21 protein-coding genes are annotated in these 25,818 nt (G+C 57.9%); 11 read left to right on the forward strand and 10 right to left on the reverse strand.

Translation table 11 applies throughout. From position 1 onward, the window contains the following. Positions 1–248: 248 nt before the first annotated feature. The gene (gene araA / locus MFP24_RS23320; protein ID WP_249232299.1) at positions 249–1,757 is read right to left on the reverse strand and encodes an L-arabinose isomerase; all 1,509 of its coding nucleotides are present in this window, start codon (positions 1,755–1,757) and stop codon (positions 249–251) included. A gap of 36 nt (positions 1,758–1,793) precedes the next feature. Further along, complete coding sequence (locus MFP24_RS23325; protein ID WP_249232298.1) at positions 1,794–3,479, reverse strand: ribulokinase; 1,686 nt, start codon at positions 3,477–3,479, stop codon at positions 1,794–1,796. Between the two features lie 377 nt (positions 3,480–3,856). Here MFP24_RS23325 and MFP24_RS23330 point away from each other — a divergent pair, with 377 nt between their 5' ends. From MFP24_RS23330 to MFP24_RS23355, 6 genes are all read left to right on the forward strand, one after another. Then, on the forward strand, positions 3,857–4,840 hold the full coding sequence (locus MFP24_RS23330; protein WP_249232297.1) for an arabinose ABC transporter substrate-binding protein: 984 nt from the start codon (positions 3,857–3,859) through the stop codon (positions 4,838–4,840). A 105-nt stretch (positions 4,841–4,945) separates the two neighbouring features. Then, complete coding sequence (gene araG, locus MFP24_RS23335; protein ID WP_249232296.1) at positions 4,946–6,469, forward strand: L-arabinose ABC transporter ATP-binding protein AraG; 1,524 nt, start codon at positions 4,946–4,948, stop codon at positions 6,467–6,469. A gap of 18 nt (positions 6,470–6,487) precedes the next feature. Then, entirely contained in the window at positions 6,488–7,495 is a 1,008-nt protein-coding gene (araH, locus tag MFP24_RS23340; protein WP_249232295.1) for an L-arabinose ABC transporter permease AraH, read from the forward strand. Positions 7,496–7,566: 71 nt separating this feature from the next. Further along, positions 7,567–8,502 (forward strand): arabinose operon transcriptional regulator AraC, encoded by a 936-nt coding sequence (gene araC, locus MFP24_RS23345; protein ID WP_249232294.1) that lies wholly within the window; start codon positions 7,567–7,569, stop codon positions 8,500–8,502. A gap of 97 nt (positions 8,503–8,599) precedes the next feature. Then, positions 8,600–9,646 carry an oxidoreductase gene (locus MFP24_RS23350; RefSeq protein ID WP_249232293.1) on the forward strand — a complete coding sequence of 349 codons (1,047 nt, stop codon included), beginning with the start codon at positions 8,600–8,602 and terminating at the stop codon, positions 9,644–9,646. A 104-nt stretch (positions 9,647–9,750) separates the two neighbouring features. After that, on the forward strand, positions 9,751–10,779 hold the full coding sequence (locus MFP24_RS23355; protein WP_249232292.1) for a bile acid:sodium symporter family protein: 1,029 nt from the start codon (positions 9,751–9,753) through the stop codon (positions 10,777–10,779). 344 nt (positions 10,780–11,123) lie between these two features. Here MFP24_RS23355 and add read toward each other — a convergent pair whose 3' ends face one another. From add to manA, 4 genes are all read right to left on the reverse strand, one after another. Beyond that, complete coding sequence (gene add / locus MFP24_RS23360) at positions 11,124–12,146, reverse strand: adenosine deaminase (protein WP_249232291.1); 1,023 nt, start codon at positions 12,144–12,146, stop codon at positions 11,124–11,126. A gap of 82 nt (positions 12,147–12,228) precedes the next feature. Next, positions 12,229–13,203: an arsenic resistance protein gene (locus MFP24_RS23365; protein ID WP_249232290.1), complete on the reverse strand. Its 975-nt coding sequence runs from the start codon at positions 13,201–13,203 to the stop codon at positions 12,229–12,231. Positions 13,204–13,294: 91 nt separating this feature from the next. Continuing rightward, the gene (locus MFP24_RS23370) at positions 13,295–14,842 is read right to left on the reverse strand and encodes a YdgA family protein (protein ID WP_249232289.1); all 1,548 of its coding nucleotides are present in this window, start codon (positions 14,840–14,842) and stop codon (positions 13,295–13,297) included. Positions 14,843–14,905: 63 nt separating this feature from the next. After that, complete coding sequence (manA, locus tag MFP24_RS23375) at positions 14,906–16,078, reverse strand: mannose-6-phosphate isomerase (protein WP_249232288.1); 1,173 nt, start codon at positions 16,076–16,078, stop codon at positions 14,906–14,908. 165 nt (positions 16,079–16,243) lie between these two features. Between manA and fumC the strand changes: the two genes are divergently transcribed. Beyond that, positions 16,244–17,641 carry a class II fumarate hydratase gene (gene fumC / locus MFP24_RS23380; RefSeq protein ID WP_249232287.1) on the forward strand — a complete coding sequence of 466 codons (1,398 nt, stop codon included), beginning with the start codon at positions 16,244–16,246 and terminating at the stop codon, positions 17,639–17,641. 57 nt (positions 17,642–17,698) lie between these two features. Here the strand turns inward: fumC and tus are convergent, their stop codons facing one another. Both tus and MFP24_RS23390 read right to left on the reverse strand, forming a co-directional pair. After that, positions 17,699–18,631 carry a DNA replication terminus site-binding protein gene (gene tus / locus MFP24_RS23385; RefSeq protein WP_249232880.1) on the reverse strand — a complete coding sequence of 311 codons (933 nt, stop codon included), beginning with the start codon at positions 18,629–18,631 and terminating at the stop codon, positions 17,699–17,701. Between the two features lie 110 nt (positions 18,632–18,741). After that, positions 18,742–19,983: an MFS transporter gene (locus MFP24_RS23390; protein WP_249232286.1), complete on the reverse strand. Its 1,242-nt coding sequence runs from the start codon at positions 19,981–19,983 to the stop codon at positions 18,742–18,744. A 132-nt stretch (positions 19,984–20,115) separates the two neighbouring features. On the opposite strand from MFP24_RS23390, the gene MFP24_RS23395 reads away from it, so the two are divergent. The 4 genes from MFP24_RS23395 (at position 20,116) to MFP24_RS23410 (ending at position 24,833) form a co-directional block, all read left to right on the forward strand. Then, the gene (locus MFP24_RS23395; protein ID WP_249232285.1) at positions 20,116–21,009 is read left to right on the forward strand and encodes a LysR family transcriptional regulator; all 894 of its coding nucleotides are present in this window, start codon (positions 20,116–20,118) and stop codon (positions 21,007–21,009) included. A gap of 148 nt (positions 21,010–21,157) precedes the next feature. Further along, the gene (gene mlc / locus MFP24_RS23400; RefSeq protein WP_249232284.1) at positions 21,158–22,375 is read left to right on the forward strand and encodes a sugar metabolism global transcriptional regulator Mlc; all 1,218 of its coding nucleotides are present in this window, start codon (positions 21,158–21,160) and stop codon (positions 22,373–22,375) included. 167 nt (positions 22,376–22,542) lie between these two features. Next, positions 22,543–23,208, forward strand: coding sequence for a dethiobiotin synthase (gene bioD / locus MFP24_RS23405; RefSeq protein WP_249232283.1), 666 nt, complete (start codon positions 22,543–22,545; stop codon positions 23,206–23,208). Between the two features lie 137 nt (positions 23,209–23,345). Next, positions 23,346–24,833, forward strand: a complete 1,488-nt coding sequence (locus tag MFP24_RS23410; protein ID WP_249232282.1) for an MDR family MFS transporter — start codon at positions 23,346–23,348, stop codon at positions 24,831–24,833. Positions 24,834–25,017: 184 nt separating this feature from the next. Here MFP24_RS23410 and MFP24_RS23415 read toward each other — a convergent pair whose 3' ends face one another. Beyond that, positions 25,018–25,335 (reverse strand): DUF1161 domain-containing protein, encoded by a 318-nt coding sequence (locus tag MFP24_RS23415; protein ID WP_249232281.1) that lies wholly within the window; start codon positions 25,333–25,335, stop codon positions 25,018–25,020. 95 nt (positions 25,336–25,430) lie between these two features. Beyond that, positions 25,431–25,781, reverse strand: a complete 351-nt coding sequence (locus MFP24_RS23420) for a DUF1283 family protein (RefSeq protein WP_249232280.1) — start codon at positions 25,779–25,781, stop codon at positions 25,431–25,433. Positions 25,782–25,818: the final 37 nt, after the last annotated feature.

The following is a 25,818-nucleotide window of genomic DNA, read 5'->3' on the forward strand; positions in this document are numbered from 1 at the left end:
ATATAGGCGAAACCTGAGTAAATTTGCCGTCCGAGCGGTAAAAGTGGCGCAAAGGGCCATCCTAAAGCAAATCGCCCGCCGCCAGAAGCCAATTCTTCCCGCGGCGGCGTTAGGTTCAGCGATCGAGGTCGCCTTGCCGAAGCTCAGGCAAAAAACGAGGTGGGGGATAAGCGGCGGTACGAGGGGGAAAAGGCCCGCCTGCGCGGGCATAATGGCAGAAGGTTGCAGATTGCAGAGCAGGCAGCGTGCTAGTAGCGGCCGCCGAGCCGGTAGTACGCCTCATTCCAGCGCAGCGCGTCTTTGAAAGCCGGAAGCCGGGTATCGTCGTCAATCACCAGTAATTCAATATCCTGCATTTCAGCGTACAGGCGCAGATAATCCACGTCCAGCGCCTGGCTGAATACCGAGTGGTGCGCGCCGCCGCCCAGTATCCAGGCTTCCGCCGCCACCTCCAGCGACGGACGGGCCTGCCAGATGGCGCGCGCCACGGGCAGTTTCGGCAGCGGATGGGGCTGTTCTACGGTATCCACCAGATTGACCAGCATCCTGAAACGTCCTCCCATATCGATAACGCTGGCGTTGAGGGCGAGACCGGGCGGCGTGGAGAAAATCAGCCGGGCGGGATCGGCTTTGCCGCCGATGCCCAGATGCTGCGCGTCCAGAATGGGTTTCCGCTCTTTGGCGATGCTGGGACAGACTTCCAGCATATGGGAGCCGACCACCAGATTATTGCCGTTTTGGAAGTTGTAGGTGTAATCCTCCATAAACGAGGTGCCGCCGGGCAAGCCGTCCGCCATTACCTTCATGATGCGCAGCAGGGCGGCGGTTTTCCAGTCGCCTTCGCCGCCGAAACCATAGCCTTGCTGCATCAGGCGCTGTACCGCCAGCCCCGGCAACTGCTTCAGTCCATACAGATTTTCAAAATCGGTGGTGAAGGCCTTATAGCCGCCCTGTTGCAGAAAACGCCGCATCCCCAGCTCGATTTGCGCCGCGTCGAGCAGGTTTTGCCGATTGGGGCCATGAAGCTTTACCGCATCCGTCAGTTGATAGCTGGCTTCGTACTCTTCGACCAGCGCAGCGATATCGCCCTGGGAGACGGCGTCAATCACGCCGGTCAAATCCCCCAGCCCCCAGGCGCTGACGGAATAGCCGAAGCGGATCTGCGCGCCGACCTTATCGCCCTCGGTGACCGCCACTTCGCGCATATTGTCGCCAAAGCGGGCCAGCTTCAGCCCTTTGCTTTCCTGAATCGCCGCCGCCACCCGCATCCATTTGGCGATGCGCCGATGGGCCTGTCCATCCTGCCAGTGGCCGACCACCACCTGGTGCGGCAGGCGCATGCGCGCGCCGATAAAGCCGAACTCCCGGCCGCCGTGGGCGGTCTGGTTCAGGTTCATAAAATCCATATCCATGGTGTCCCAGGGGATTTGCGCGTTGAACTGGGTATGGAATTGCAGTAACGGTTTATGCAAAATGCCGAGCCCGCCGATCCACATTTTGGCGGGAGAGAAGGTATGCAGCCAGACCAGCAGGCCGATACAGCTATCCTGATGGTTGGCGTCGCGGCACAGCGCGCCGATTTCGTCCGCGGTTTTTACCAGCGGCTTAAGCACCAGCCTGACCGGCAGGCGCGCGTCCTGATTCAGACCGGCGACGACCTTTTCCGCATTATCCTTTACCTGACGCAAGGTTTCCGCCCCGTAAAGGTGCTGACTGCCGATAACGAACCAGACTTCAAGGGATGTAAAATGATCCATGGTTACTCCTGTTTATTCCCGGCGGGAAAAGAAAAATTACGCGTCGGTCTTGAACCGGGCGCCGTAAGCCGGTTCGGCCGTGCGGCACCACTGCTGGTAGCGCTCATAAAGCCGCTGATAGCGGGCGACGCGCCGGCTATCCGGCGTCAACGTTTGCTCGACGCCGCTGGACATCCGCCGCTGCGCGCTGGGAATATCGCTATGGACGCCCGCGGCGACGGCGGCGAAGATGGCCGCTCCCAGCGCGCAGCACTGGTCGGAGGCCACAATTTGCAGCGGGCGATTCATCACATCGCTGCACACCTGCATGATGGCGGGGGATTTGCGGGCGATGCCGCCCAGCGCGAGAATATTGTCGACCGGCACGTCCTGGCTTTCAAAACACTCCATAATGGCGCGGGCGCCGAAGGCGGTGGCGGCGATAAAGCCGCCAAACAGCGTCGGCGCGTCCGTGCCCAGATTAAGGTCGGCGATAACGCCTTTTAACCGCTGGTCGGCGAAAGGGGTGCGGCGTCCGTTAAACCAGTCGAGCACCACCGGCAGATGATCCAGCGAGGGATTTTCGGCCCAGGTCTGGGTGAGCCGCTCAAGCAGGCCGGCTTCCGCGGCCTGCAAAGGGATCTTCAACTGCGGGTCATCGGCGATCGCCTGGCGCAGCGGCCAGCTCAACAGTTGGCCGAACCAGGCGTACATATCGCCAAAGGCGGACTGCCCGGCCTCCAGCCCGATATGGCCGGGCACCACGCTGCCGTCCACCTGGCCGCAGATCCCCCTGATGGTGCGATCGGCGATGCGCGCTTTATCGGCAATCAGGATGTCGCAGGTGGAGGTGCCGATCACTTTAACCAGGGTATAGGGCTGCGCTCCGGCGCCCACGGCGCCGACGTGGCAGTCAAAGGCGCCGCCGGCGATAACCACGCTTTCCGGCAGGCCGAGCCGCGCGGCCCATTCGGCGGTGATGGCGCCGACGGGCGCGTCGGCGGTCCAGGTGTCGCTAAACATCGGGTATTGCAGCTTTTCGCTCAGGCGGGGATCGAGCGCGTGCAGAAAGGTTTTGGGCGGCAGACCGCCCCAGTCGGGGTGCCACAGCGACTTGTGTCCGGCGGCGCAGCGGCCGCGTCGAATGTTGCCAGGAGCCTGGGTGCCGGAGAGCAGGGCGGGCACCCAGTCGCACAGTTCGATCCAGGAGACGGCGGCCTGACGCACCGCCGCATCCTGGCGTGAGACGTGCAGTATTTTGGCCCAGAACCATTCCGAGGAGTAGACGCCGCCAATATAGCGGGTGTAATCCGCAAACCGGCCGCTATGGCACAGGCTGGTGATCGCCTCCGCCTCTTCTATCGCCGTATGATCCTTCCACAGCACGAACATGGCGTTGGGGTTGGCGGAAAACTCGGGGCGCAGCGCCAGAATCGTCCCCTGTTCGTCGATGGGCGCGGGGGTGGAGCCGGTGGAATCCACGCCGATGCCGACGATCCGCCGGCGCTGCGCCGCGCTCAGTCGTTCCACCACGGCGCGAATGGCCTGCTCCAGCGACTCGATATAATCCAGCGGGTGGTGGCGGAACTGGTTATTCGCCGGCTGACAATACATCCCGGCGCGCCAGCGCGGGTAATACGCCACCTCAGTGGTCAATTCTTGCCCGCTCCGGCAGTCAACGGCCAATGCGCGCACCGAATCACTGCCAAAGTCGAGGCCCAAGGTAATCGCGCCAGCGTTCATCGCTCCCCTCCCGTCAATTCCGCCTTTGTTTATAGCCGTATACGATAGGCGGGCATTAACGCGGGGCGTGAGGAGCGGTTAGCTGGAAGTATGCATTTTCCTGCCGCTCGCCGTCATTCTGTGATGCTCGTCAAAAGTTAATGACTGGTTAAATTTGCTAAATATATGCACAAACCTGTCGTTGTTCGGGGATGTGATAACGCTCGATATTCTTGCTGAAAATAACCGCTAAAACATACAGCGTCTGAATGCTGCTGAGTAAAGGACTGCCACCAACGCTGTGCTTTTCCTTTATCCCGACCGGAAATGCCTTAATGGAACCGATTACACATCCAGGATCCTCTGACGTGTAAAAAATAACTATAGCGGAGAACATCATGCATAAATTCACTAAGCTGCTGGCGACGATTGGGCTGGCCGCGGTTATGTCACAATCGGCTATCGCCGAAACGTTGAAGCTGGGGTTTCTGGTTAAACAGCCGGAAGAACCCTGGTTTCAGACGGAATGGAAATTTGCCGATAAGGCGGGAAAAGATCTCGGTTTCGAGGTGATTAAAATCGCCGTCCCGGACGGCGAAAAAACGCTTAATGCCATTGATAGCCTGGCGGCCAGCGGGGCGAAAGGCTTTGTGATCTGTACCCCCGACCCCAAATTAGGGGCGGCGATCGTCGCCAAGGCGCGCAGCTACGACCTGAAGGTCATCGCCGTGGACGATCAGTTCGTTAATGCCAGAGGCGAGCCGATGGACTCGGTGCCGCTGGTCATGATGGCGGCCAGCAAAATCGGCGAGCGCCAGGGGCAGGAGCTGTGGAACGAAATGAATAAACGCGGCTGGAAGGTGGAGGAAACCGCGGTGATGGCGATCACCGCCAACGAACTGGATACCGCCCGGCGCCGCACCACCGGCTCGATGGATGCATTAAAAGCCGCCGGTTTCCCGGAAAAGCAAATCTATCAGGTTCCCACCAAATCCAACGATATTCCCGGGGCGTTTGACGCCGCCAACTCGATGCTGGTGCAGCATCCCGGCGTGAAGAACTGGCTGATTGTCGGCATGAACGACAATACCGTGCTGGGCGGCGTGCGGGCGACGGAAGGTCAGGGGTTCAAGGCGCCCAACGTGATCGGCATCGGTATCAACGGGGTGGATGCGGTGAGCGAACTGTCGAAAGGACAGGCCACCGGTTTCTATGGTTCGCTGCTGCCAAGCCCGGATATCCACGGCTATAAAAGCATCCAGATGCTGAATGAGTGGGTGACCAAAGGCGTGGAACCGCAAAAGTTCACCGAAGTTACCGATGTGGTGCTGATCACCCGCGACAACTTCAAGGTCGAACTGGAGAAAAAAGGTCTGCTGTAACGGCCGGCGGGACAGGGAGGTCCGTGCGTTCGCCGCCGGTTTCCATCCCCGCTGCGGCGGGAACGACCGGTGCGACGGCGAGTGGTCAACTATGAGGAAACGAAAATGACGGTACAGTCAGCCTATTTGTCGTTTCATGGCATCGGCAAGGAATTCCCCGGCGTCAAGGCGCTGGCGGATATCAGCTTTTCCTGCCAGGCGGGGCAGATCCACGGCTTGATGGGGGAAAACGGGGCGGGTAAATCCACGCTGTTGAAAATCCTGAGCGGCAACTATTTGCCTTCCGCCGGGGAAATCCATATCCAGGGCCGGCCGGTGCGCTTCAATAGCACCATGGATGCGCTGAATGCCGGCGTGGCGATTATTTATCAGGAGTTGCATCTGGTGCCGGAAATGACGGTGGCGGAGAATATTTACCTTGGCCAGCTGCCGCACAAGTACGGCATGGTGAATTATTCGCTGCTGCGTTATGAGGCCAAACTGCAGCTTGAGCACCTGGGACTGGATATCGATCCCGACACGCCGCTTAAATACCTTTCCATCGGCCAGTGGCAAATGGTGGAGATCGCCAAGGCGCTGGCCCGCAACGCCAAAATTATCGCTTTTGACGAACCCACCAGTTCGCTATCCGCCCGCGAAATCGAACAGCTGTTCCGGGTGATCGCCGAATTACGCGGCGAAGGGCGGGTGATTTTGTACGTATCGCACCGCATGGAGGAAATTTTCGCCCTGGGGGACGCCATCACCGTGTTTAAAGACGGCCGCTATGTGCGCACCTTCGACGATATGAGCCAGGTGGATCACCAATCGCTGGTGCAGGCGATGGTGGGCAGAAACCTGGGGGATATTTACGGCTATGCGCCGCGTCCGCACGGCGAGGAGCGGCTGACGCTCACGGAGGTGAAAGCGCCGGGGGTGAAATCGACGGTATCGCTGCGGGTGCGGCAAGGGGAAATCGTCGGGCTGTTCGGCCTGGTGGGCGCCGGGCGCAGCGAACTGCTGAAGGGGATATTCGGCGCGACCCGCATTACCGGCGGACAGGTGCTGCTGGATGGCAAACCGCTCACGGTGAGGTCGCCCATTGACGCCATCCGCCAGGGGGTGATGCTGTGCCCGGAAGATCGCAAATCCGAGGGGATCATCGCCGTGCATTCGGTGCGCGACAATATCAACATCAGCGCGCGGCGCAAGAGCCTGAAGGCCGGCTTTATCATTAATAACCGCTGGGAAAAGGAGAATGCGGCCAAGCGCATTCAGGCGCTGAATATTAAAACCCCCAGCGCGGCGCAGCTGATGATGAACCTTTCCGGCGGTAATCAGCAGAAGGCCATTCTGGGGCGCTGGCTGTCGGAAGAGATGAAGGTCATCCTGCTGGATGAACCGACGCGCGGCATCGACGTCGGCGCCAAGCACGAAATCTATCACGTCATTTATGAGCTGGCGAAGCAAGGCATCGCCGTGCTGTTCGCTTCCAGCGACCTGCCGGAAGTGCTCGGACTGGCCGACCGCATCATTGTGATGCGGGAAGGGGCGGTATCCGGCGAGCTGCTCCACGATGAGGCCACTGAGCAGAAAGTGCTGAGTCTGGCAATGTTGCGAATCCCCGATATCGAAGCCGCGGTTGCCTGACCGCCAAGGAGTAATGCTATGCCAACAAAAATTCTGCCGTCCAATGAGGATGCGGCGACGACCCCGGATAAGCGGAAAGCCGGCTCGGGGATATCCCGCATTTGGGATAACTACGGCATGCTGGTGGTTTTTGCCGTGCTGTTTCTGGGGTGCGCGATTTTCGTGCCCAATTTCGCCAGCTTTATCAATATGAAAGGGCTGGGACTGGCGATATCCATGTCCGGCATGGTGGCCTGCGGCATGCTGTTTTGCCTGGCGTCGGGGGATTTTGACCTCTCCGTCGCCTCGATTATCGCCTGCGCCGGCGTGACCACGGCGGTGGCGATCAATATCACGCAAAGCCTGTGGCTGGGCGTGGGCGCCGGACTGTTGCTGGGCGTGGCGTTCGGCCTGCTTAACGGCTTTATCATCGCCCGGCTCAGGATTAACGCGCTGATCACCACCCTGGCCACGATGCAGATCGCCCGCGGGCTGGCTTATATCATCTCGGACGGTAAAGCGGTCGGCATCGAAGACGAGCGTTTCTTTGCGCTGGGCTATGCCAACTGGCTGGGGCTGCCGGCGCCCATCTGGATCACCGCGATCTGCATGATCCTGTTCGGGCTGCTGCTGAATAAAACCACTTTCGGGCGCAATACGCTGGCGATCGGCGGAAACGAAGAGGCCGCGCGTCTGGCCGGGGTGCCGGTGGTGCGCACCAAAATCATCATCTTCGCGCTTTCCGGCCTGGTCTCCGCCGCGGCGGGCATTATTCTGGCATCGCGCATGACCAGCGGCCAGCCGATGACCTCGATCGGCTATGAGCTGATCGTGATTTCCGCCTGCGTGCTGGGCGGCGTGTCGTTAAAAGGCGGCATCGGCAAGATTTCCTACGTCGTCGCCGGGGTGCTGATTTTGGGAACCGTGGAAAATGCGATGAACCTGTTGAATATTTCGCCGTTTTCGCAATACGTGGTGCGCGGTTTGATTCTGCTGACGGCGGTGATCTTCGACCGCTACAAACAGCTGTCCAGGAAGACCCTGTAAGCGCCGCCGCTATGCCCGCGCAGGCGGGCACGCTTGCGCGACCCGTCGTTAGATAAAGCTCCGGAGGTTGGATGTATCACCGTGTGGCGCATGAATCCCAGTCTAATCCGTTACTGCCGGGTTACGCCTTTAACGCCTACCTGGTCGCCGGATTGACGCCGATCCTGGCGGACGGCCCGCTCGACTTCTTTATCGATCGCCCTGACGGCATGAAGGGCTACATTATTAATCTCACCATCAAAGGACAGGGACAGGTTTTTGCCGGTGACGACGCCTTTTATTGCAATCCCGGCGATTTGCTGCTGTTTCCCCCCAAATCGACGCATTTTTACGGCCGCTCGCCGGACAGCGACTGCTGGTATCACCGCTGGGTCTATTTCCGCCCGCGGGCCTATTGGGCCGACTGGCTGGAATGGCATACCCGGCATTGCGGCGTCGGGCGTCTGAGCCTGCCGAATAACCCGCTGTTGCTGGAGTTCGATCGCCTGTTCGCCAATATTGAACAGACGCAGCGTTCGGGGCGGCGCTTCTCGCAAGAGCTGGGGATGAACCTGCTGGAACGCTTGCTGCTAAGGGCGATGGAGGAAGATCCGCAGAGCCCGCAAAAAATCATCGACCCGCGCATTATCGAGGCCTGCCAGTTTATCACCGGCAATCTGGCGGGAGAGTTGCGTATCGACGAGGTGGCCCGGCACGTCTGCCTGTCGCCGTCGCGGCTGGCGCACCTGTTTCGCGAGCAGGTCGGCATCAATATCCTGCGCTGGCGGGAAGATCAGCGGGTGATCCGCGCCAAGCTGCTGTTGCAAACGACGCAGGAATCCATCGCCAATATCGGCCGGGTGGTCGGCTATGACGACCAGCTCTATTTTTCGCGGGTGTTCCGTAAACGGGTGGGCGTGAGCCCGAGCGATTTCCGCCGCCGCAGCAGCGAAATCAACTATCCCGCGGCGAAAACGCCGGAAACGACGCCGTGGGAGGACCGAACGCCCAAAATCGCCGGCCGGTAGCCAAGGGGCAAAATGAGAAAATCCCCGTTAAATAGGCCGTCTCTGCGGTGCTATACTGAGTTCACATCACCAATTGAGCGGCCAAGGGGGAAGATTCATGAGTGACAACGTTCGTGTCGGGTTACTGGGATACGGCTATGCGAGTAAAACGTTCCACGCGCCGCTAATCGCCGGGACGCCTGGCCTGGAGCTGGCGGCGATTTCCAGCAGCAATGCGGATAAAGTCCGCGCCGACTGGTCGACAATCAGGGTTGCGAGCGATCCGCAAACGCTGTTCAACGATCCGGATATCGATCTTATTGTTATTCCCACGCCGAATGACACCCATTTCCCGTTGGCCAAGCAGGCGCTGCAAGCGGGCAAGCATGTGGTGGTGGATAAACCGTTTACCGTGACGTTGTCACAGGCCCACGAGCTGGGACTGGTGGCGGAACATACCGGCAAGCTGCTTTCGGTGTTTCATAACCGCCGCTGGGACAGCGATTTCCTGACGCTGAAACATTTGCTGCATACCGGGTCGCTGGGCGATGTGGTCTACCTGGAGTCCCATATCGACCGTTTTCGGCCGCAGGTTCGCCAGCGCTGGCGCGAAGACGGCAGCGAAGGCAGCGGTATCTGGTACGACCTGGGGCCGCACCTGCTGGATCAGGCCCTGCAGCTATTTGGACTGCCCGTCGCCATTCAGGTCGATCTGGCGCAGCTGCGCCCCGGCAGTAAAGCGACGGACTATTTCCATGCCATCCTGATTTATCCACAGCGCCGGGTGGTGCTGCATGCCAGCATGCTGGCGGCGGCGCCGTCGGCGCGTTATATCGTCCACGGCACGCGCGGCAGCTTCGTCAAATTCGGTCTCGATCCGCAGGAAGATCGGTTGAAAGCCGGTGAGCGTCCGCCGCAGGAAAACTGGGGACAGGATCGGCGCGACGGCGTGTTGACGCTGCATCATGACGGCGTTGTGGCCGAGCAGGCCGTGCCGACCCTTGCCGGCGACTACCCGGCTTATTATGCGGCGATCCGTGACGCGTTACACGGCAAGGGCGAGAATCCGGTCACGGTTCACCAGGCTATCCAGGTGATGGAACTGATAGAAGTGGGATTGATATCCCATGAGCAGAAAAAAGTGATGACGCTGAAAAATAGCTAGATTTGTCGATTTTTATCGCAGATAGTTAACGTTTGGTTTAAGCAGGCGATCTCAGGATCGCCTGCGCTGTTTTTAATCAGGCGAAAACAAGAAAGGGATGAATAATGGGGTGGCTACAGCGATTGCGCATCGACAAATTTTTGCTGGTATTGGTTTTAGTGGTGATCACCGCATCATTTTTCCCCTGCGAGGGCGCCGCGAAGGTCTTTTTTGAATACCTGACCACGGCCGCCATCGCGCTGCTGTTTTTTATGCACGGGGCAAAGCTGTCGCGGGAAGCCATTACCGCCGGGATGGGGCACTGGCGTCTGCATCTGGTGGTGTTCGCCAGTACCTTTTTACTCTTCCCGCTGCTGGGAATGGGCATGAGTATTCTGGTGCCGGTGGTATTGACGCCGACGCTCTACCTCGGTTTTCTGTACCTGTGCGCCTTGCCGGCGACCGTACAGTCGGCCATTGCCTACACCTCGATGGCCGGGGGCAACGTCGCGGCGGCGATTTGCAGCGCCTCGGCTTCCAGTATCCTGGGCGTATTTCTGTCGCCGATTCTGGTCGGCCTGCTGATGCATACGCAGGGCGGCGCGGAGACGGATACGCTGCACGCCATCGGTTCTATTATCATGCAGCTGATGGTGCCCTTTGCGGCGGGGCATTTATCCCGTCCGCTGATTGCCGGATGGGTGGATCGCCATCGTAAATTAATCAATATTACCGATCGGTCATCAATTCTTCTGGTGGTTTACGTCGCCTTCAGCGAAGCCGTGGTGCAGGGGATCTGGAGCCAGATTAACGGCTGGTCGTTACTGGCGGTGGTGGGGGTTTCCATCGTTTTACTGGCCATCGTGCTGGTGGTGAATACGCTGGCGGCGCGCAAGCTGGGCTTTAATATCGCCGATGAGATCACCATCGTATTCTGCGGCTCGAAGAAAAGCCTGGCGAACGGCATTCCGATGGCCAGCGTTCTGTTTCCGGCGGCGACGGTGGGGGTGATGGTATTGCCCTTGATGATTTTCCATCAAATCCAGCTGATGGTGTGCGCGGCGCTGGCGCAGCGCTACGCCAACCGGATAAAGCGCGCCGAACAGGCATCCGCGGCGACGGGAAAAACGGCGAGCGGAGTGGAGCAAAAATAGGGCGGTTTTTTAAAGGTTTTCCTTCGCGTAAAAAATCGCGCTGAGGTGGGCGTGACCGCCGGGTGAGCGACAGGACGTCGCGAAAGCCAGTGCCGCGCCGGGAGCGCGTCAATGGCGGCCCGATTAGCGGTTACGAACGCCGAAGGCATCGCGTAGCGACGCGATTTCGCGAAAAGCCTGGGGCCACGGGGCGGCGGCGACTGAGCCGCCTCGTGTCGGGCGCGTGCTGCGACGGTTGCAGAAATCGACTGAGGTTAGTGCGCACGAAACCCTCACTGCGCTTACAGACATTCCTTTCCCTGATTTATGGGGAAGCACGAGGCCGCAGGAACGACGGTAATACGTTATGCCCGCGACGCCGCGCCCCGTTTACCCAGCACTTTCTCCCGCAGCCGTTGCTTTTCCTGTTCGCTGATAAAGGCGATATCCAATCCGTTTTCCTGCGCCCGCCGGGTCTCTTTGGCGGTCAACCCGGCCAATGGCGCCGCAACCTGATACTCGTGGCGGATTTCGATGCCCTGTACGGCAGGATCGTCGGTATTAATCGTGGCGGGAATACCGTGGCGCAGAAAATGCAACAGCGGGTGCCGATCCAGCGACTCGACCGTGCTGGTCTGGATATTGGAGGTCAGGCAGGACTCAATTCCGATGCCGTTTTCCGCCATATACGCCATCAGTCCGGTATCGATAATGGCGGTAACGCCGTGGCCGATCCGCTCGGCTTCCAGCTGGTTGATGGCCTGCCAGATACTTTCAGGACCGGCGGCTTCCCCCGCGTGCACGGTAATGCGCCAGCCGGCGTCCCGCGCCTGCCGGAAGTGCGATGAAAAAAGCTCGCCGGGATACCCCAGCTCATCGCCGGCCAGATCGAGGGCGACGATACGGTCGCGGTGGGCCAGCAGGCCGTCCAGCTCCTGTTGGCAGGCCTCGGTGCCGAAGGTGCGGCTCAGAATGCCGATCAGACGGATATCAATGTCGAGATCGCGGCTGCCCGCGGTCACGCCGTCAATCACGGCTTCCACCACGCCGGCAATCGGTAGCTGATGGTTCATCGCCATATAGTAGGGGGAGAAACGCAGCTCCGCATAATCCAGCCCGGCGTTGACGGCGTCTTCAACATTTTCATAGGCGACGCGGCGGCAGGCGTCCAGCGACCCCAGAACGGCGACGCCCCAATCCAGCTTTTGCAGAAAGCTCAGCAAATCCGGCTCGGTTTGGGTCACTTGAACATGAGGGCGCAGTGAGGCCAGGTCATTGGCGGGTAAGGCGATATTGAACTGGCGGCCCAGTTCCAGGATGCTTTGTGGCCGGATATTACCATCCAGGTGGCGGTGAAGGTCCGTTAGCGGGAGTTGCAAATCAATCATGGAGTACTCTTGGTATCAGTAAGCCGGGCCGTGGCCCGTTAAGTGCGGTGAAGTATAAAAACAAATGCCGGCAACGGCAAATTCAGTCGGATAAACGGGATGGCTGCGCGGTCAGTCTGGGGATCGCCCGGATATAAATCAGCTCGCTTAACAGTTCCACCAGCGTCTGGGCGACGATAATGGCCGGCAGCAGCGGGATGGCGCCGGGGATGGCCAGCGCCAGAGGCAAAACCACCAGGGAGTTCCGCGTCCCGGCGCTGAAGGCCACCGCGCGCGCGCCGGCCGGCTCAAGACGGAATACCTTGCCGGTAAACCATCCCAATACCGGGGCGACGATAGCGAACAGCGCATAGAACGGAACGGCGTTCAGCACCATCGGCCAGGTGGTTTTAAGCTGGGGAATAACGGAAATCACCACCACGAATAACACCAGAGCAGTGGCGGGAACCGGCAAAAAACCGAGCCGCTCGGCGAATTTATCCACGGCAGGTAAGCGGGAGGCTCCCCATTGCACCAGCCCGGCCAGCAGCAGGGGAATCGCAATCAGCCAGATAAAGGCGTGGAAAAACGGCGCGATATGAATAAGCCCGGCCGCTTCCCGGCTGAGAAACAGCCCGAGGTAAAACGGCAATGCCAGCATTTGCACCGCCAGCAGCGCGGGGGTGGCGGCCAGCAAACTCGGGGCGTCGGCGCGGCCGAGATGAGAGAAGGTCACCACATAGTCGATACAGGGGGCGAGCAACACCAGCAGCATGCCCAGTCGGATAAGCGGGTCGGCGGGGAAATAAGGAATAAGGCAGGCCACGAACAGCGGTATAACGATAAAATTGGCCGCCAGCAGGGCGCCAAGAAAGCGGACCCGGGTCAGACTGCGCTTTAGCGACGTTAACGGCACCTGCAAAAAAGTGACGAACAGCATCAATGCCAGCGCCGGATTGATCGCCACGTCCAGTTTTTCCGTACCGGGCAGCAACAGGGCGGCCACGCCTGCGGCGATAACCGCGATAAAGTAGATGGCGCTCTGACGTTGTTCCATAAATGTTTGGTATTTTTGCATGCTCAATCTCTTAACGGGAACAGCCGGCGCGGACAAAAAACGCCGGCGGCGGCCATAAAGCCGCCGCCGACTGTTCTCTTCTTATTGCCGGTTACTGCGCGGGAGGCGCAAGGGGCGGCACCTGTTCCTGCGGCGCTTCATCGCTTTCGCCGGGAATGGTGATAAACGGCGCAATAAAGTCCGCCAGCGACATTTTGTTGCCGTTGAAATCAACCTGGCCGTCCGCATACTGCAATGAACTGGTGATGGCATTGTCCTTGGTGACGGTAACCTGATTCATCTGGCCGATGCTTGCCATCATCTGCGCCTGCTGCAGCGCCATTTTCTCGGCTTGCGCCTTCTCTTCATCGTTTGCCGGCTGTTGTTGCCCGGCCTGCACCATCAGCTCCGCCAGCATGGCCAACGGCACGTTCAATTTGGCGTCAAGCTTGTTAAGCGACTGGCGGATGATTTTTTCTTCATCGGAAGCGGCCGGATCGGTTGCTTTCGCCGTGTTCTGCAGGGGATCGGTCAAGTCCAGCGCCAGCGTGAAGGTGCTTTCCCCTTTGGCGTTTTTCCAACTGACCGGGGAGAGGGTGATAGTGGGGTTGCCTTTCAGCAAATCAGGCAAATGTTTCAGCAAAACCATGGCGATTTCGTGCTGGTAGACGTCCGGATCCAGCCCTTGCGGATCCTGTAAAAGCTGCTGAGCCTTTTTCTGATACTCGGCGGCAAAACGCTTGGTGCCCTCGCCGTCAAGCCGGGAAAAGGCGAGTTGCAGATTCCCCGAGCCGAGATTACGCTCGCTGACGGCCAGTGATTCCAGCGTCAGGGACAATTTGCCCGCCAGGTTCTTCTCGTCTTCGGTGACGCTGCTTTGTACCGCGAAATTATTCAGCGTAATCGGTTCGCCGCCTTCAACGGTAAATTTCAGGGTCTTGATGGTCGCCTTGCCGTCGCCCAGATTAAGGTCGAATTTACCTTTGTGGTTGGCCGTATCAAGCGCGAAATCATTGATGCTGACCTGTTCGGTCTCACCCCACGGATTTTTCTTTTCCAGCAGCAGGCTATTAACGGTTCCCGTCAGCGCGCTGCGGCGCAGATCGCTGGCGACGTCCAGCTGGAGTTCGGTGCCGCTAAAGGAGAATTTCTGATCGTTGCCCTGATACTCGACCGGAAGCAGCGTCACCTCCGAATGGGTATCGCCGCTGTAGGCCACGCGGGTTTCGGCCGAGATAAAGGGTTTATTCTGGGTAAGATCGAACAGCGGTTTAACCACCGGCGTATTCGCCAGCTCGCTATGCACCGACGCCATCGCCGGCAGCAGGTTAAGCTGCTTGAGCTGCGCTAACGGGAACGGGCCGTGAGAAACCGACTCATTGAGAACAATCTCCTCGCCGGGGGCGAGAAGCTGCGTCCCTTTGGCGGTACCGTCGGCTTGCAGCACATAGGCCAGTTTACTGCTGAAAATGCCGCCCTGATAATCGCGATACACCAGTTTCAGTCCGGCGTCCGGGTAGGCGGATTTGAGTTGTGTATTGATATCGTCGGTAAATTCATCAATATGCTGAGCCAGCTGTTTACCGGTGTACCAGGATGCGCCTGTCCAGACTGCGCCCAGAGCAATGATAACGCCGGCGGCAATTAACGACTTCTTCATTTTATTTATCCTTTATTAAAAACACGTCCCGATTCTTCAAGACGAGAGGGTATATACCGGTCATCAGCGATTAAATACGCGGGCGATGCGTCCCTGTCCCTGGACCGATACCGGTGATTCACTGGCGGAAATAAAGCAGGATTCGCCCGCCTTGAGCCTGATTTGCCGCCGCTCTTTTTGCAATAACGCCTCGCCGTCGACGCAGAAGACAATCGCGGCGCTGCTCTGGCTGAGCGTTTGCGCTTCATCGCTCAGGTTATGCAGGGAAAAGGCGAAATCATCCACCGGAATAGGGAAGCTTAGCTCATTTCCCTGTCTGATGGGGGCGGTCAATAAAGCGGCGGCGGGTTTGGCGGCAAACTGCACGTTGTCCAATAACTCCGGAATATCAATGTACTTCGGCGTCAAGCCTGCCCGCAGCACGTTGTCCGAATTCGCCATGACTTCCAGCGCCACGCCGTTTAAATAGGCGTGCGGCGTTTGGGCGTATAAAAACATGGCGTCGCCCGGCTGAAGCGTAATGACGTTGAGCAACAGGGGGGAAAACAGACCGCTGTCGTGCGGATAAAAGCGCGTAATGTCCCGGATCGTCGCCCAGGGTTCATGCTGCTGGCTGTTCAGCGCGGCTTTTAATACCCCCAGCGCGCGCTCTTTTTGTTCGCCGCTCATGTTCAGCAGGTTGGCAAACAGCATGGAGAGGTTTTTGCCGTCCGGCTGTTGCAAAAAAGCGCTAATGGAGGGATGCGCGCCGGCGACCGGCGCTAACAGCGCGGCGATTTCAGATAATTCTCGAAAGCCGTTCAGCGCCTGAAAAGGGGTGAGCGCAAACACCAGTTCCGGCTTGTGATTGGCATCCTTGTAGTTTCTTTCCGCGGCATCCAGCGGGATGCCCGCCGCATTTTCCCTGGCAAAACCCTGTTCCGCCGCGGATTTGCTGGGGTGTACCTGAATGGAAAGCGGCTGCTCCGCGCACAGCACTTTAAATAAAAACGGTAATTCGCCGAAGCGCCGCGCCACGGCCGCGCCAAGGTGCGAGGAGAGGTCTGCGGCAATCACTTCGCGCAGATTGCGCTCGTTGCCTTGTTCATCAATGACCTGGGAACTGCTCTTCGGATGGGCGCCCATCCATAGTTCAGCCATTGGTAAATCATTAGGATTTTCAATGCCGTATAGCTCAGTTAAAGCGTGTTTGCTGCCCCAGGCGTAGTGCTGGACGCGATTGAGCATTTTTTGCATGATGGATTCCTGAGGTTATATAACCGTTGATTAAAATACTTCCAATAGTTAATAAAATGACTGGTGAATAATACGCGGCATCGGCTCACACCATGTTAATGTTTTATGTGTCACTATTCCAGGCAGTGCTACTTTCATCATTCAGAATGATAAGGAGAAAAGGCAATGACAACGACGCGTATTGAAAAAGACTCAATGGGGCCGATTGACGTTCCTGCCGACCGCTTATGGGGCGCTCAGACGCAGCGATCGCTTGAGCATTTCCGCATTTCAGAAGAAAAAATGCCGCGCGCGCTGATTTATGCGCTGGCGCAGACCAAACGCGCGGCCGCCAGCGTAAATATAGACCTGAAACTGCTTCCGGCGGATCGCGGCAACGCCATCATCCAGGCCGCCGATGAAGTCCTGGCCGGCAAGCATGGCGGCGAGTTTCCGCTGGCCATCTGGCAAACCGGCTCCGGCACCCAAAGCAATATGAATATGAATGAGGTGCTGGCAAACCGCGCCAGCGAACTGCTGGGCGGGGAGCGGGGGAGCGACCGGCTGGTCCATCCCAATGACGACGTCAATAAAAGCCAAAGCTCCAACGACGTTTTTCCCACGGCGATGCACGTCGCGGCGGTGGTGGCGATTAATGAACACCTTATCCCTGAGCTGAAGGTACTGCATCAGACGCTGGCGGCCAAAGCGGAAAAGTTTAAAGACATCGTAAAAATCGGCCGCACCCATCTGCAGGATGCCACGCCGCTGACCCTGGGACAGGAAATTTCCGGCTGGGCGGCGATGCTGCAACACAGCCTGAAGCATATCCAGGACAGCGTGCCCCATCTGGCCGAACTGGCGCTGGGCGGAACCGCCGTCGGCACCGGGTTGAATACCCATCCGGAATATGCCGTGCGCGTCGCCGCCGAACTGGCGCGCCTCACCGGCCAGCCGTTTGTCACCGCGCCGAACAAGTTCGAGTCGCTGGGTACCTGCGACGCGCTGGTTCACGGACACGGCGCGTTGAAAGGGTTGGCGGCGTCGTTGATGAAGATTGCCAATGACGTGCGCTGGCTGGCTTCCGGGCCGCGCTGCGGCATCGGCGAACTGAGCATTCCGGAAAATGAACCCGGCAGCTCCATCATGCCCGGTAAAGTCAATCCTACGCAGTGTGAAGCGGTTACCATGCTCAGCAGCCAGGTGCTGGGAAATGACGTCGCCGTCAATATCGGGGGCGCTTCGGGCAACTTCGAACTCAACGTCTACCGTCCTCTGGTAATTCATAATTTCCTGCAGTCCGTCCGTCTGCTGGCCGACGGCATCAAAAGCTTTAATGACCACTGCGCCATCGGTATTGAACCGAATCGTGAGCGTATCGATCAACTGCTGAACGAATCGCTGATGCTGGTTACGGCGCTGAATACCCATATCGGTTATGACAAAGCCGCTGAAATCGCTAAAAAGGCGCATAAGGAAGGGCTGACGTTGAAAGCCTCCGCGCTGAAGCTGGGCTATCTCACCGAAGAGCAGTTCGATGAGTGGGTACGGCCTGAGGATATGGTCGGCAGCCTGAAAAGCTGATTGCGCTACGCTTTAGTTTGTCTGCCTGCCGGGGAGCGATCTCCGGCAGGCGTCGTTTTACGGCGCGTCGGTGTACAGGTGCAGGCGGGGGATCAGCAAACGCAGCGGCGTCGCCTGCGGTTTATGTTTATGCTTGATGTTGTGGGCGTCATAGTTATTCAGCCCGCCGATAACGGGAACTTCGCCGCCGCTCTCTTGCCGGCACAGCACTAACAGCGGAGACGGGCAGGGATGCTGCACCTGCTTCTGCCGTTGCGCGTACCAGACTCTGGCGATGGGCTGGACTTTGACCGGGCGCTTTATCTTTAGCGTCGCCCGTGGCGGCAATCGCAATAGGGTGTCGATCTCCTGCTCCACTAATCCCGCCCATTGTTCCTTGCTGTACGGCGCCGGGCCTCTGCCGGCCTTCAGGCTTTTTTGCAGTTTCTCCAGCAGTTCGGCGCGCGTCATATTTTTGATGATATGTTTATTCGCCCACCCAAAGCGTACCGACGTCGGGTCGGCGATCGGCGTCAGCGTCCGGTAGGCGCTTAGGGTAATCAGACCGCGCAGATGGGTATGTACAAACTCAAAGCGCTGCTCGGGCTCCAGCCCCGACTCGACGGTCACTATCTGTTCCAGCTCTTTCTTCAGCCCGTTGATATCTTCGATAAGCCGCTGCGCCTGTTGATACTGGTGGTGGTCGACGGAAAAACAGAGCGCGCCGGGAAGGCGGATGGCGGCTTTGCTGCTGATGGTCTCCGGGTAGTGGTGGATAAACAGGCGTTGAAAATGCGCCAGTCCTAATTCACGCGCTTCCTGGCCGACGTACTGTTGCACGGCGATTTGCGTGATGGCGTCGTGCTCGGCGCCTTTTGCGATATCGGGCAGGGAGTAAACCCGGCCCGCCAGCAGCCTGAACCCGGCAAACTGCGTCTGCATCAGGGCCAGTTTTTCTTCCAGCTCGGCAAAGCACCGGTGCATGCGGTCAATCAGCGTATAGTGGTCCACGGTATTATCCATCTTAGTTACAACATACTAGTAGTTATAATACCAACCCCCGCCGGCGGCAAACGTGATGTGGTTCGCCTAGCAGGGATTAATCGGGCAGGGGGGTGAAATCAGGTCAGTTGTTTCAGGCGGAAGCTGACCGCCAGGGCGACCAAGAGCAGGGACGCCAGAAAGGCGGTGATGCCCGCCCAGCCGTAAGCGTGCCAGAATACGCCGCCCAGCGTTCCGGCCAGGCTGGATCCCAGATAATAGCAAAACAGATACATGGATGAAGCCTGGCCTTTGGCCCGGCGCGCGCGCTGGCCAATCCAGCCGCTGGCGACGGCATGGGCGGCAAAAAAACCGGCGGAATAGAGCATCATGCCGATAAACACGCACGCCAGCGGGCTTAAGGCGGTAACGCCCAGTCCCAGCAGCATCAGTCCGATGGAAATGGCGAGCACCGGTCCCCGGCCGTAGCGGGAAGTCAATGCCCCCGCTTTAGGCGAGCTGTAGCTGCCGGTCAGGAAAACCACCGACAGCAGGCCGACAATCGACTGATTGAGCAGGTAAGGCGATTCCAGCAGGCGATAGCCGATATAGTTGAAGAGGGTAACGAACGAACCCATCAGCAGAAAGCCCTGCAAAAACAGTAACGGCAATCCGGCGTCGTGCCAGTGCAGTTTCGCATTCAGCCATAGGGTTTTGGGACGCAAAGAGCCGGCGCGGAAATGGCGGGAGTCGGGCAAAATCTTCCAGAAGGTTAATGCGGCGATTAACGCCAGAACGCCGATCGTCCCCACGGCAATCCGCCAGGGGAAATAGTCGCTCAATACGCCGCTTACCAGACGTCCGCTCATGCCGCCGATGGAATTGCCGCTGATATAAAGTCCCATGGAGAAAGCCAGCACGCTGGGGTGGATCTCTTCGCTCAGGTAACTCATGGCGACGGCCGCTACGCCGCTGAGCGATAGGCCGATCATCGCCCGCATAATCAGCACCCCCTGCCAACTGCTCATAAAGGCGCAAATAAGCGTGCAGGCGGCGGCCAGCATCAGCGAGACCGCCATTACGTTTTTGCGTCCTACGGTATCGGACAGGGGGCCGGTAAACAGCAGTCCAATCGCCAGCGTCACCGTTGATACCGAAAGCGACAGGCTGCTGGCGGCCGGAGAAATGACGAAATCCTGCGAAAGAAGCGGCAATAGCGGCTGTACGCAGTAAAGCAGGGCGAAAGTGGCGAAGCCGGCGGAAAATAGAGCCAGTGTCACGCGCATAAACTGCGGCGTGCCGCGTTTGATATAAGGTGATTTTCCGGTGGCGATAGGTTTGGGGGAAAGCGCTTCCTCATCGGTGCTAATGGAAACGGGCATAGCGGGCGATGCCGGAGATGACGGGGTACTCAAAATAAATCCAGATTTAGGAAAGGAATGAATACGGCGATCATAGAAGAGCTATATTATTTTGTATAATATATTAATAATCATAATTGATACTTATAAAATATGAATATCGAATTACGCCATCTGCGTTACTTTATCGCCGTTGCCGAAGAACTGCATTTTGGCCGCGCGGCGGAGAAATTGCTGATTTCGCAGCCGCCCCTCAGCCAGCAAATACAGATGCTGGAAGAGCAGGTGGGCGCAAGATTGCTGGAGCGTAATAACCGTAATGTGCGGCTGACGCCGGCCGGCGAAATGTTTTTAAAAGAGGCCTGGTCCATTATCGCTCAGGTCAACCAGGCGGCGGAGCGCGCCGCGCGCATCGAGCGCGGTGAAATAGGCGAGCTGACGATAGGTTTTACCTCGTCGGCGCCCTTTATCAAAAAAGTGTCCCGCAGTCTGCTGCGCTTTCGCCAATCCTTTCCGCAGGTGCATATTCAGATGATGGAGCTGAACACCAAGCAGCAGATCGAACCCTTATTGAACGGCAAGCTCGATATTGGCGTGATGCGTAATAATCCGCTGCCGGACGCCCTTGAGCATCAGCTGTTGCTGCACGAGGCCCTGGTTGCGGTAGTGCATGAGGACCACCCGCTGGCCGGGCAGTCAAACGGGCCGATCGGTATTCGGCAATTGGCGAATGAGCCTTTCGTTTTCTTTTCGCGCACCGTCGGCACGGCTTTATATGATGAAACGCTGACGTTGCTGAAACGGTACGGTATTCACCCCTACATCACCCAGGAAGTCGGCGAAGCCATGACGATTGTCGGTCTGGTTTCATCCGGGCTGGGGGTTTCCATCCTGCCCGCCTCCTTTATGCGCATCAAGGTCGACGGGGTGAAATATCTGCCGCTGGCCGAGAGCGATGCCATTACCGAAGTATGGCTGGTTACCGCCCGTAATCGGCCGTTAAAAACCGCGGCGCAGACGCTGATTTCGTTGATGCTTAACAGATAATTTTTGCAATATGTGCGTTAAATCACATAACGAAGCAAATATTTGACGGCATTGGCGAAAAGCCCCACCATGCCCTCAGTTTTTTATTTTGCAGCGTGAAAAATAAATGCGGTAGCAGCAATAAACACGAAGAGTAGGAGCCAGGTTTGTGATTGCCGACGGTCAGCCAGGACATATTGATCAAATTAAACAAATCAATGCCGGGGCGGTATACCGGTTAATCGACAAGTATGGCCCGATATCGCGTATCGAACTGTCCAAGCGGGCGCAGCTGGCGCCCGCCAGTATCACCAAGATTGTACGCGAACTGCTGGAAGCCCACCTGGTACAGGAAACGGAATACCAGGACATCGGCAGCAGAGGGCGTCCGGCCATCGGTCTGATTCTTGATACCGAGGCCTGGCATTACCTTTCGGCGCGCATCAGCCACAACGCCATCACGCTGGCGCTGCGCGATCTGAGCAGTAAGCTGGTGGTCGAGGATAGCGTTCCTCTTCCCGCCGAACATCCGCAACCTTTGCTCCAGCGCATTCTGAACGAAATCGACCAGTTCTTTATCCGCCATCAAAAGCGGCTGGAACGGCTGACCGCCATCGCCATCACCGCGCCGGGCATCATCGACGCCGTCACCGGCGTGATCCACCGTATGCCGTTCTATGACGTTGAAGAGATGGCGATAGGGCCGGCCCTGGAGCAGCGCACCGGGCTGCCGGTTTTTGTACAGCATGATATCTGCGCCTGGACCATGGCGGAGGCGCTGTACGGCGCATCCCGCGGCTGTCAGAACGTTATTCAGGTGGTGATTGATCATAATGTCGGGGCGGGGGTGATTACCGGCGGGCGTATTTTGCACGCCGGCAGCCGTAATCTGGTGGAAATAGGGCATACCCAGGTGGACCCTTACGGTAAACGCTGCTACTGCGGTAATCACGGATGCCTTGAAACGGTCGCCAGTACGGAAAGCATGCTGGAGCTGGCGCAGCAGCGCATGGGTTCATCGATGAGTTCACTGCTCCATGGCTCTCCGCTGACGGTGGACAGCCTCTGTGAAGCGGGACTGAAGGGCGATCAGCTGGCCAGGGATATTATTAACGACGTCGGCATTAACGTCGGCCGTATCGTCGCCATTATGGTGAACTTATTTAATCCCGATAAAATTTTAATAGGTTCCCCGCTAAATAAAGCGGCCAGTATTTTATATCCGGCGATGATGGGATGTATTCATCAGCAATCTTTTCCTCCTTATAGCCACAATATCCAGGTAGAAGCGACGCGGTTTTATAATCAGGGCACCATGCCCGGCGCCGCCTTGGTCAAAGATGCGCTGTATAACGGTTCATTATTGGTGAAACTGTTGCAGGGTTGAACGCGGGCTTTCTTTTCTCTGCGCAGGGTCGGAGAAATAAAATATTGAGCTAACTTGAGCTAACGCAAGCCGCCCGAATGGCGCATCGCCTAGACTTTTACGCTTGGAAAGCATTTTTTTGCAGTGCTGGTTATTTTTCTTTTCAGGTGGGCCTCCGGAGTTTTCTTATGTTGAAACGCATTTTTGTCACAGGCACTGATACCGCGGTCGGTAAAACCGTCGTATCCAGAGCGTTATTGCAAAAACTGGCAATGACCAACAAACCGGTGGCGGGTTATAAACCGATAGCAAAAGGATGTGTGGAAACGGAAGACGGGCTGCGGAATAAAGATGCGCTGCTGCTGCAGGCCGCCTCTTCGCTCGATTTACCCTATGACAGGGTGAACCCCATCGCGCTGCGGGAAGATGAAATCAGCGCCAGCGTGCATCCCGTTGATTACAGCGCCATGACGCAGGGATTGCATTACCTATGCGGCGTCGCCGACATGGTGGTGGTCGAGGGCAGCGGCGGCTGGCGCACATTGATGAACGATCTGCGCCCCTATTCCGAATGGGTGGTGCAGGAGCAACTGCCGGTGGTGTTAGTGGTCGGCATTAAGCTGGGCTGCATCAGCCATGCGTTATTAACCGCGCAGGCGATTATTAATGACGGATTACCGCTGGTGGGCTGGGTCGCCAACCGCATTAATCCGGGGCTGGCGAATTACGCCGAAATTATCAGCGCGCTGCGTAAAAAAATTCCCGCTCCGCAATTGGGCGAACTGCCTTATTTACCCCGGGCCGAGCAGCGTGATTTATCTTCCTATATCGACCTCTCCGCGGTGAATTACTAATCGCGATATATGTGCCGCCCGGCATCGGCTTTGGCAAATTCCCGCAGCCCGCGGGAGTTCTTTTTCCCCTCCGCCCCTCCGCAGGATAACAACTGATATACTCAACCACTGATTCTATTCTCCAAGCAGAAAGTTTAATGAAAACAACGAATCATTCTGAACACCCTCCGCTGCCGCATCGTCACTGGGTATTAATTGCCTGTATGCTGGCCATGTTTACCGCGGCCATTGAGGTCACCATCGTGGCGACGGCCCTGCCGACGATCATTGCCGATTTGGGCGGTTTTTCATTACTCGGATGGGTGTTCGCCGGTTATTTGCTGACGCAGGCGATCAGTATTCCTATTTACGGTCGGCTGGCCGATCTTTTCGGCCGTAAACGCGTCTTTTTCATCGGCACCATTATTTTTCTGCTGGGGTCCGTGCTGTGCGGTTTTGCTACCAATATGGGCTGGTTAATTCTGTTTCGCACCATTCAGGGACTGGGCGCCGGGGCGATCACCCCGATTGCCTTTACCATTGTCGCCGATGTGTATAGTTCGATGGAGCGGCCAAAGATTCAGGGATATCTCTCCAGCGTTTGGGGAATATCGGCGATTGTCGGCCCGCTGATGGGGGCGTTTATCGTTCAGCATTTCAACTGGGCGCTGGTTTTCTGGGTTAACGTGCCGATTGGATTACTGTCGATATTTTTACTGGCCCGCTATTTGCCCGCGGTTAATCAGGTGCAACGGCATAAGCTGGACTGGGCCGGCGCGTTCTATCTTGCCATCGCCGTCGCCAGCCTGTTGATGGCGCTGCTACAGGCAGAAGCGCTCGGCCTGTGGATCGTTCCGTTGCTGGCGGTCAGCGCGCTGGGCGGTATTTTATTATTCAGGCAGGAAACGCGCACGCCGGAACCGCTTTTCCCGCTGGCGCTATGGCGTAACCGGGTGATCGTCGCCGGCAACCTCGGCGGCCTGATTATCGGCGCGGCCCTGATGGGGGTCAGCGCTTTTCTGCCGACCTTTATTCAGAGCGTGATGGGAAAAACGCCGCTGGAAGCCGGCAGCATTCTGGCGTTGGTGTCTATCGGCTGGCCGCTGGCCAGCACCTTGGGCGGCAGATTAATGCTGTGGACATCCTACCGGGTTACCGCCGTCAGCGGGGGCGTGGTGCTGATTGCCGGCAGCCTGATACTGCTGATGCTCGATCCTGACCGCAACCTGGACTGGGCGCGTGTCGCCGCTTTTCTTATCGGGGCGGGGATGGGGTTGTGCAACACCACCTTTCTGGTCTCAATCCAAAATTCGGTGGACTATTCCATTCGCGGCATTGCGACGGCGTCAACGATGTTCACCCGTATGCTGGGTTCCGCGCTGGGTACGGCGATCCTCGGCGCCACGCTGAATATCAATCTGCACTGGCGTCTGCCGGAGATGGACGACCCGCTGCAAACGCTGATGGATGTCCACAGCCGCGGCATGATGAGCGCGACGGAGCTGGAGTCGCTCTCCTGGCAGGTTTCATCCTCTCTGCATTGGGTGTTTATCGTTTCCGCGCTGATCGCGGTGATGACGCTATTTTCAGCGTGGATGATCCCGGCGAACCAGCGACCGCAGCATGCGCCAGCGGGGCGGGAATAAGAACAAGGCACTGCGTAGGTTGCAGACAAAGTCGTCAGTGAGTCGGAGATACACGGGCCTACCGTACCGAGGGGCGCTCCGGCGGCTCACGCCGCTACGACCCCTCGCCACGCTCTCCCTAATAACGAGCTTTGTCAATCGCCTGAAGGCACGGGCGTTCGTGCCTTGGCTGATAATGGAGCCGTTACTGCGCGGTGGTATCTGACCGATCATCCGTCGTGGATGTTTCTGGCGCGGATGATGCGCTTTCAGCGCCGGTTTCGCCATCGGCATGGCGGGTATAAACGATTTTTTGCGAGTCGTTTTCGCAATGGCCGACTACCTGGCCGCCGGCCTGATCCACCTGATCGTTAGGCACGATATCAAGCGTAAAACCTGACTCCGGCACGCCGTTGTTGATGATCTTCTGTGATATATCCGCTTTAACGCTTTCACAGGACGCCTGCGCCGCCAGAGGGGATATCACCAATAAAGCCGCGCCAAAAATAATTGCCTTTTTCATCTTGTCACCCTTTTTATCTGAAAAAAGTCCCGCCCATCGCCTGGCGTTGCCGCCGCCAGGCCGATGATGCCTGTTTTACAAGCGTAGACTAAAAATCAGGGGGTCACAGGGCGGCCGGTGCGGCGATCCAGACAACGCTCGGTGTTGGCTTCCCAATAGGCGTTGACGTTATAGCTGGCGTCGCACTTCTCCTGCCCGTCAATCGCCTTTTCAGTTTTATCAAACTCTTTCTCGACGCGCGTATTGACCTTATTACGCAACGAATGGGTGGCATTCCACTGTTCGCCGCTTTGGCGCGCCGCTTCTTTCGATAAGCTGCTGTCGCCCGATTCGACGATAATATGACGGGTATCCGCCAGCGCGGCCGGTTGCCAGGCCGCGCAAGCCACGACCATGGTCAGCGGGAGCAGGGCTCGAATCAGGGATGCAAAAGAGTATGCTTTCATGTTTCACCTTGTGCAGATAGGGGATGGTACGAACGTG

Source organism: Brenneria tiliae, assembly GCF_023347575.1.
GTDB lineage: Bacteria > Pseudomonadota > Gammaproteobacteria > Enterobacterales > Enterobacteriaceae > Brenneria > Brenneria corticis.

What these genes read in the sequence shown, in the direction of transcription:
- MFP24_RS23390 (WP_249232286.1), bottom strand. Translation starts at nt 19,983, where the DNA reads ATGCCCGTTTCCATTAGCACCGATGAGGAAGCGCTTTCCCCCAAACCT.
- MFP24_RS23410 (WP_249232282.1), top strand. Translation starts at nt 23,346, where the DNA reads ATGAAAACAACGAATCATTCTGAACACCCTCCGCTGCCGCATCGTCAC.
- bioD (WP_249232283.1), top strand. Translation starts at nt 22,543, where the DNA reads ATGTTGAAACGCATTTTTGTCACAGGCACTGATACCGCGGTCGGTAAA.
- MFP24_RS23325 (WP_249232298.1), bottom strand. Translation starts at nt 3,479, where the DNA reads ATGAACGCTGGCGCGATTACCTTGGGCCTCGACTTTGGCAGTGATTCG.
- araA (WP_249232299.1), bottom strand. Translation starts at nt 1,757, where the DNA reads ATGGATCATTTTACATCCCTTGAAGTCTGGTTCGTTATCGGCAGTCAG.
- araG (WP_249232296.1), top strand. Translation starts at nt 4,946, where the DNA reads ATGACGGTACAGTCAGCCTATTTGTCGTTTCATGGCATCGGCAAGGAA.
- MFP24_RS23395 (WP_249232285.1), top strand. Translation starts at nt 20,116, where the DNA reads ATGAATATCGAATTACGCCATCTGCGTTACTTTATCGCCGTTGCCGAA.
- MFP24_RS23415 (WP_249232281.1), bottom strand. Translation starts at nt 25,335, where the DNA reads ATGAAAAAGGCAATTATTTTTGGCGCGGCTTTATTGGTGATATCCCCT.
- MFP24_RS23365 (WP_249232290.1), bottom strand. Translation starts at nt 13,203, where the DNA reads ATGCAAAAATACCAAACATTTATGGAACAACGTCAGAGCGCCATCTAC.
- MFP24_RS23370 (WP_249232289.1), bottom strand. Translation starts at nt 14,842, where the DNA reads ATGAAGAAGTCGTTAATTGCCGCCGGCGTTATCATTGCTCTGGGCGCA.
- MFP24_RS23330 (WP_249232297.1), top strand. Translation starts at nt 3,857, where the DNA reads ATGCATAAATTCACTAAGCTGCTGGCGACGATTGGGCTGGCCGCGGTT.
- manA (WP_249232288.1), bottom strand. Translation starts at nt 16,078, where the DNA reads ATGCAAAAAATGCTCAATCGCGTCCAGCACTACGCCTGGGGCAGCAAA.
- MFP24_RS23350 (WP_249232293.1), top strand. Translation starts at nt 8,600, where the DNA reads ATGAGTGACAACGTTCGTGTCGGGTTACTGGGATACGGCTATGCGAGT.
- araC (WP_249232294.1), top strand. Translation starts at nt 7,567, where the DNA reads ATGTATCACCGTGTGGCGCATGAATCCCAGTCTAATCCGTTACTGCCG.
- MFP24_RS23420 (WP_249232280.1), bottom strand. Translation starts at nt 25,781, where the DNA reads ATGAAAGCATACTCTTTTGCATCCCTGATTCGAGCCCTGCTCCCGCTG.
- add (WP_249232291.1), bottom strand. Translation starts at nt 12,146, where the DNA reads ATGATTGATTTGCAACTCCCGCTAACGGACCTTCACCGCCACCTGGAT.
- fumC (WP_249232287.1), top strand. Translation starts at nt 16,244, where the DNA reads ATGACAACGACGCGTATTGAAAAAGACTCAATGGGGCCGATTGACGTT.
- araH (WP_249232295.1), top strand. Translation starts at nt 6,488, where the DNA reads ATGCCAACAAAAATTCTGCCGTCCAATGAGGATGCGGCGACGACCCCG.
- MFP24_RS23355 (WP_249232292.1), top strand. Translation starts at nt 9,751, where the DNA reads ATGGGGTGGCTACAGCGATTGCGCATCGACAAATTTTTGCTGGTATTG.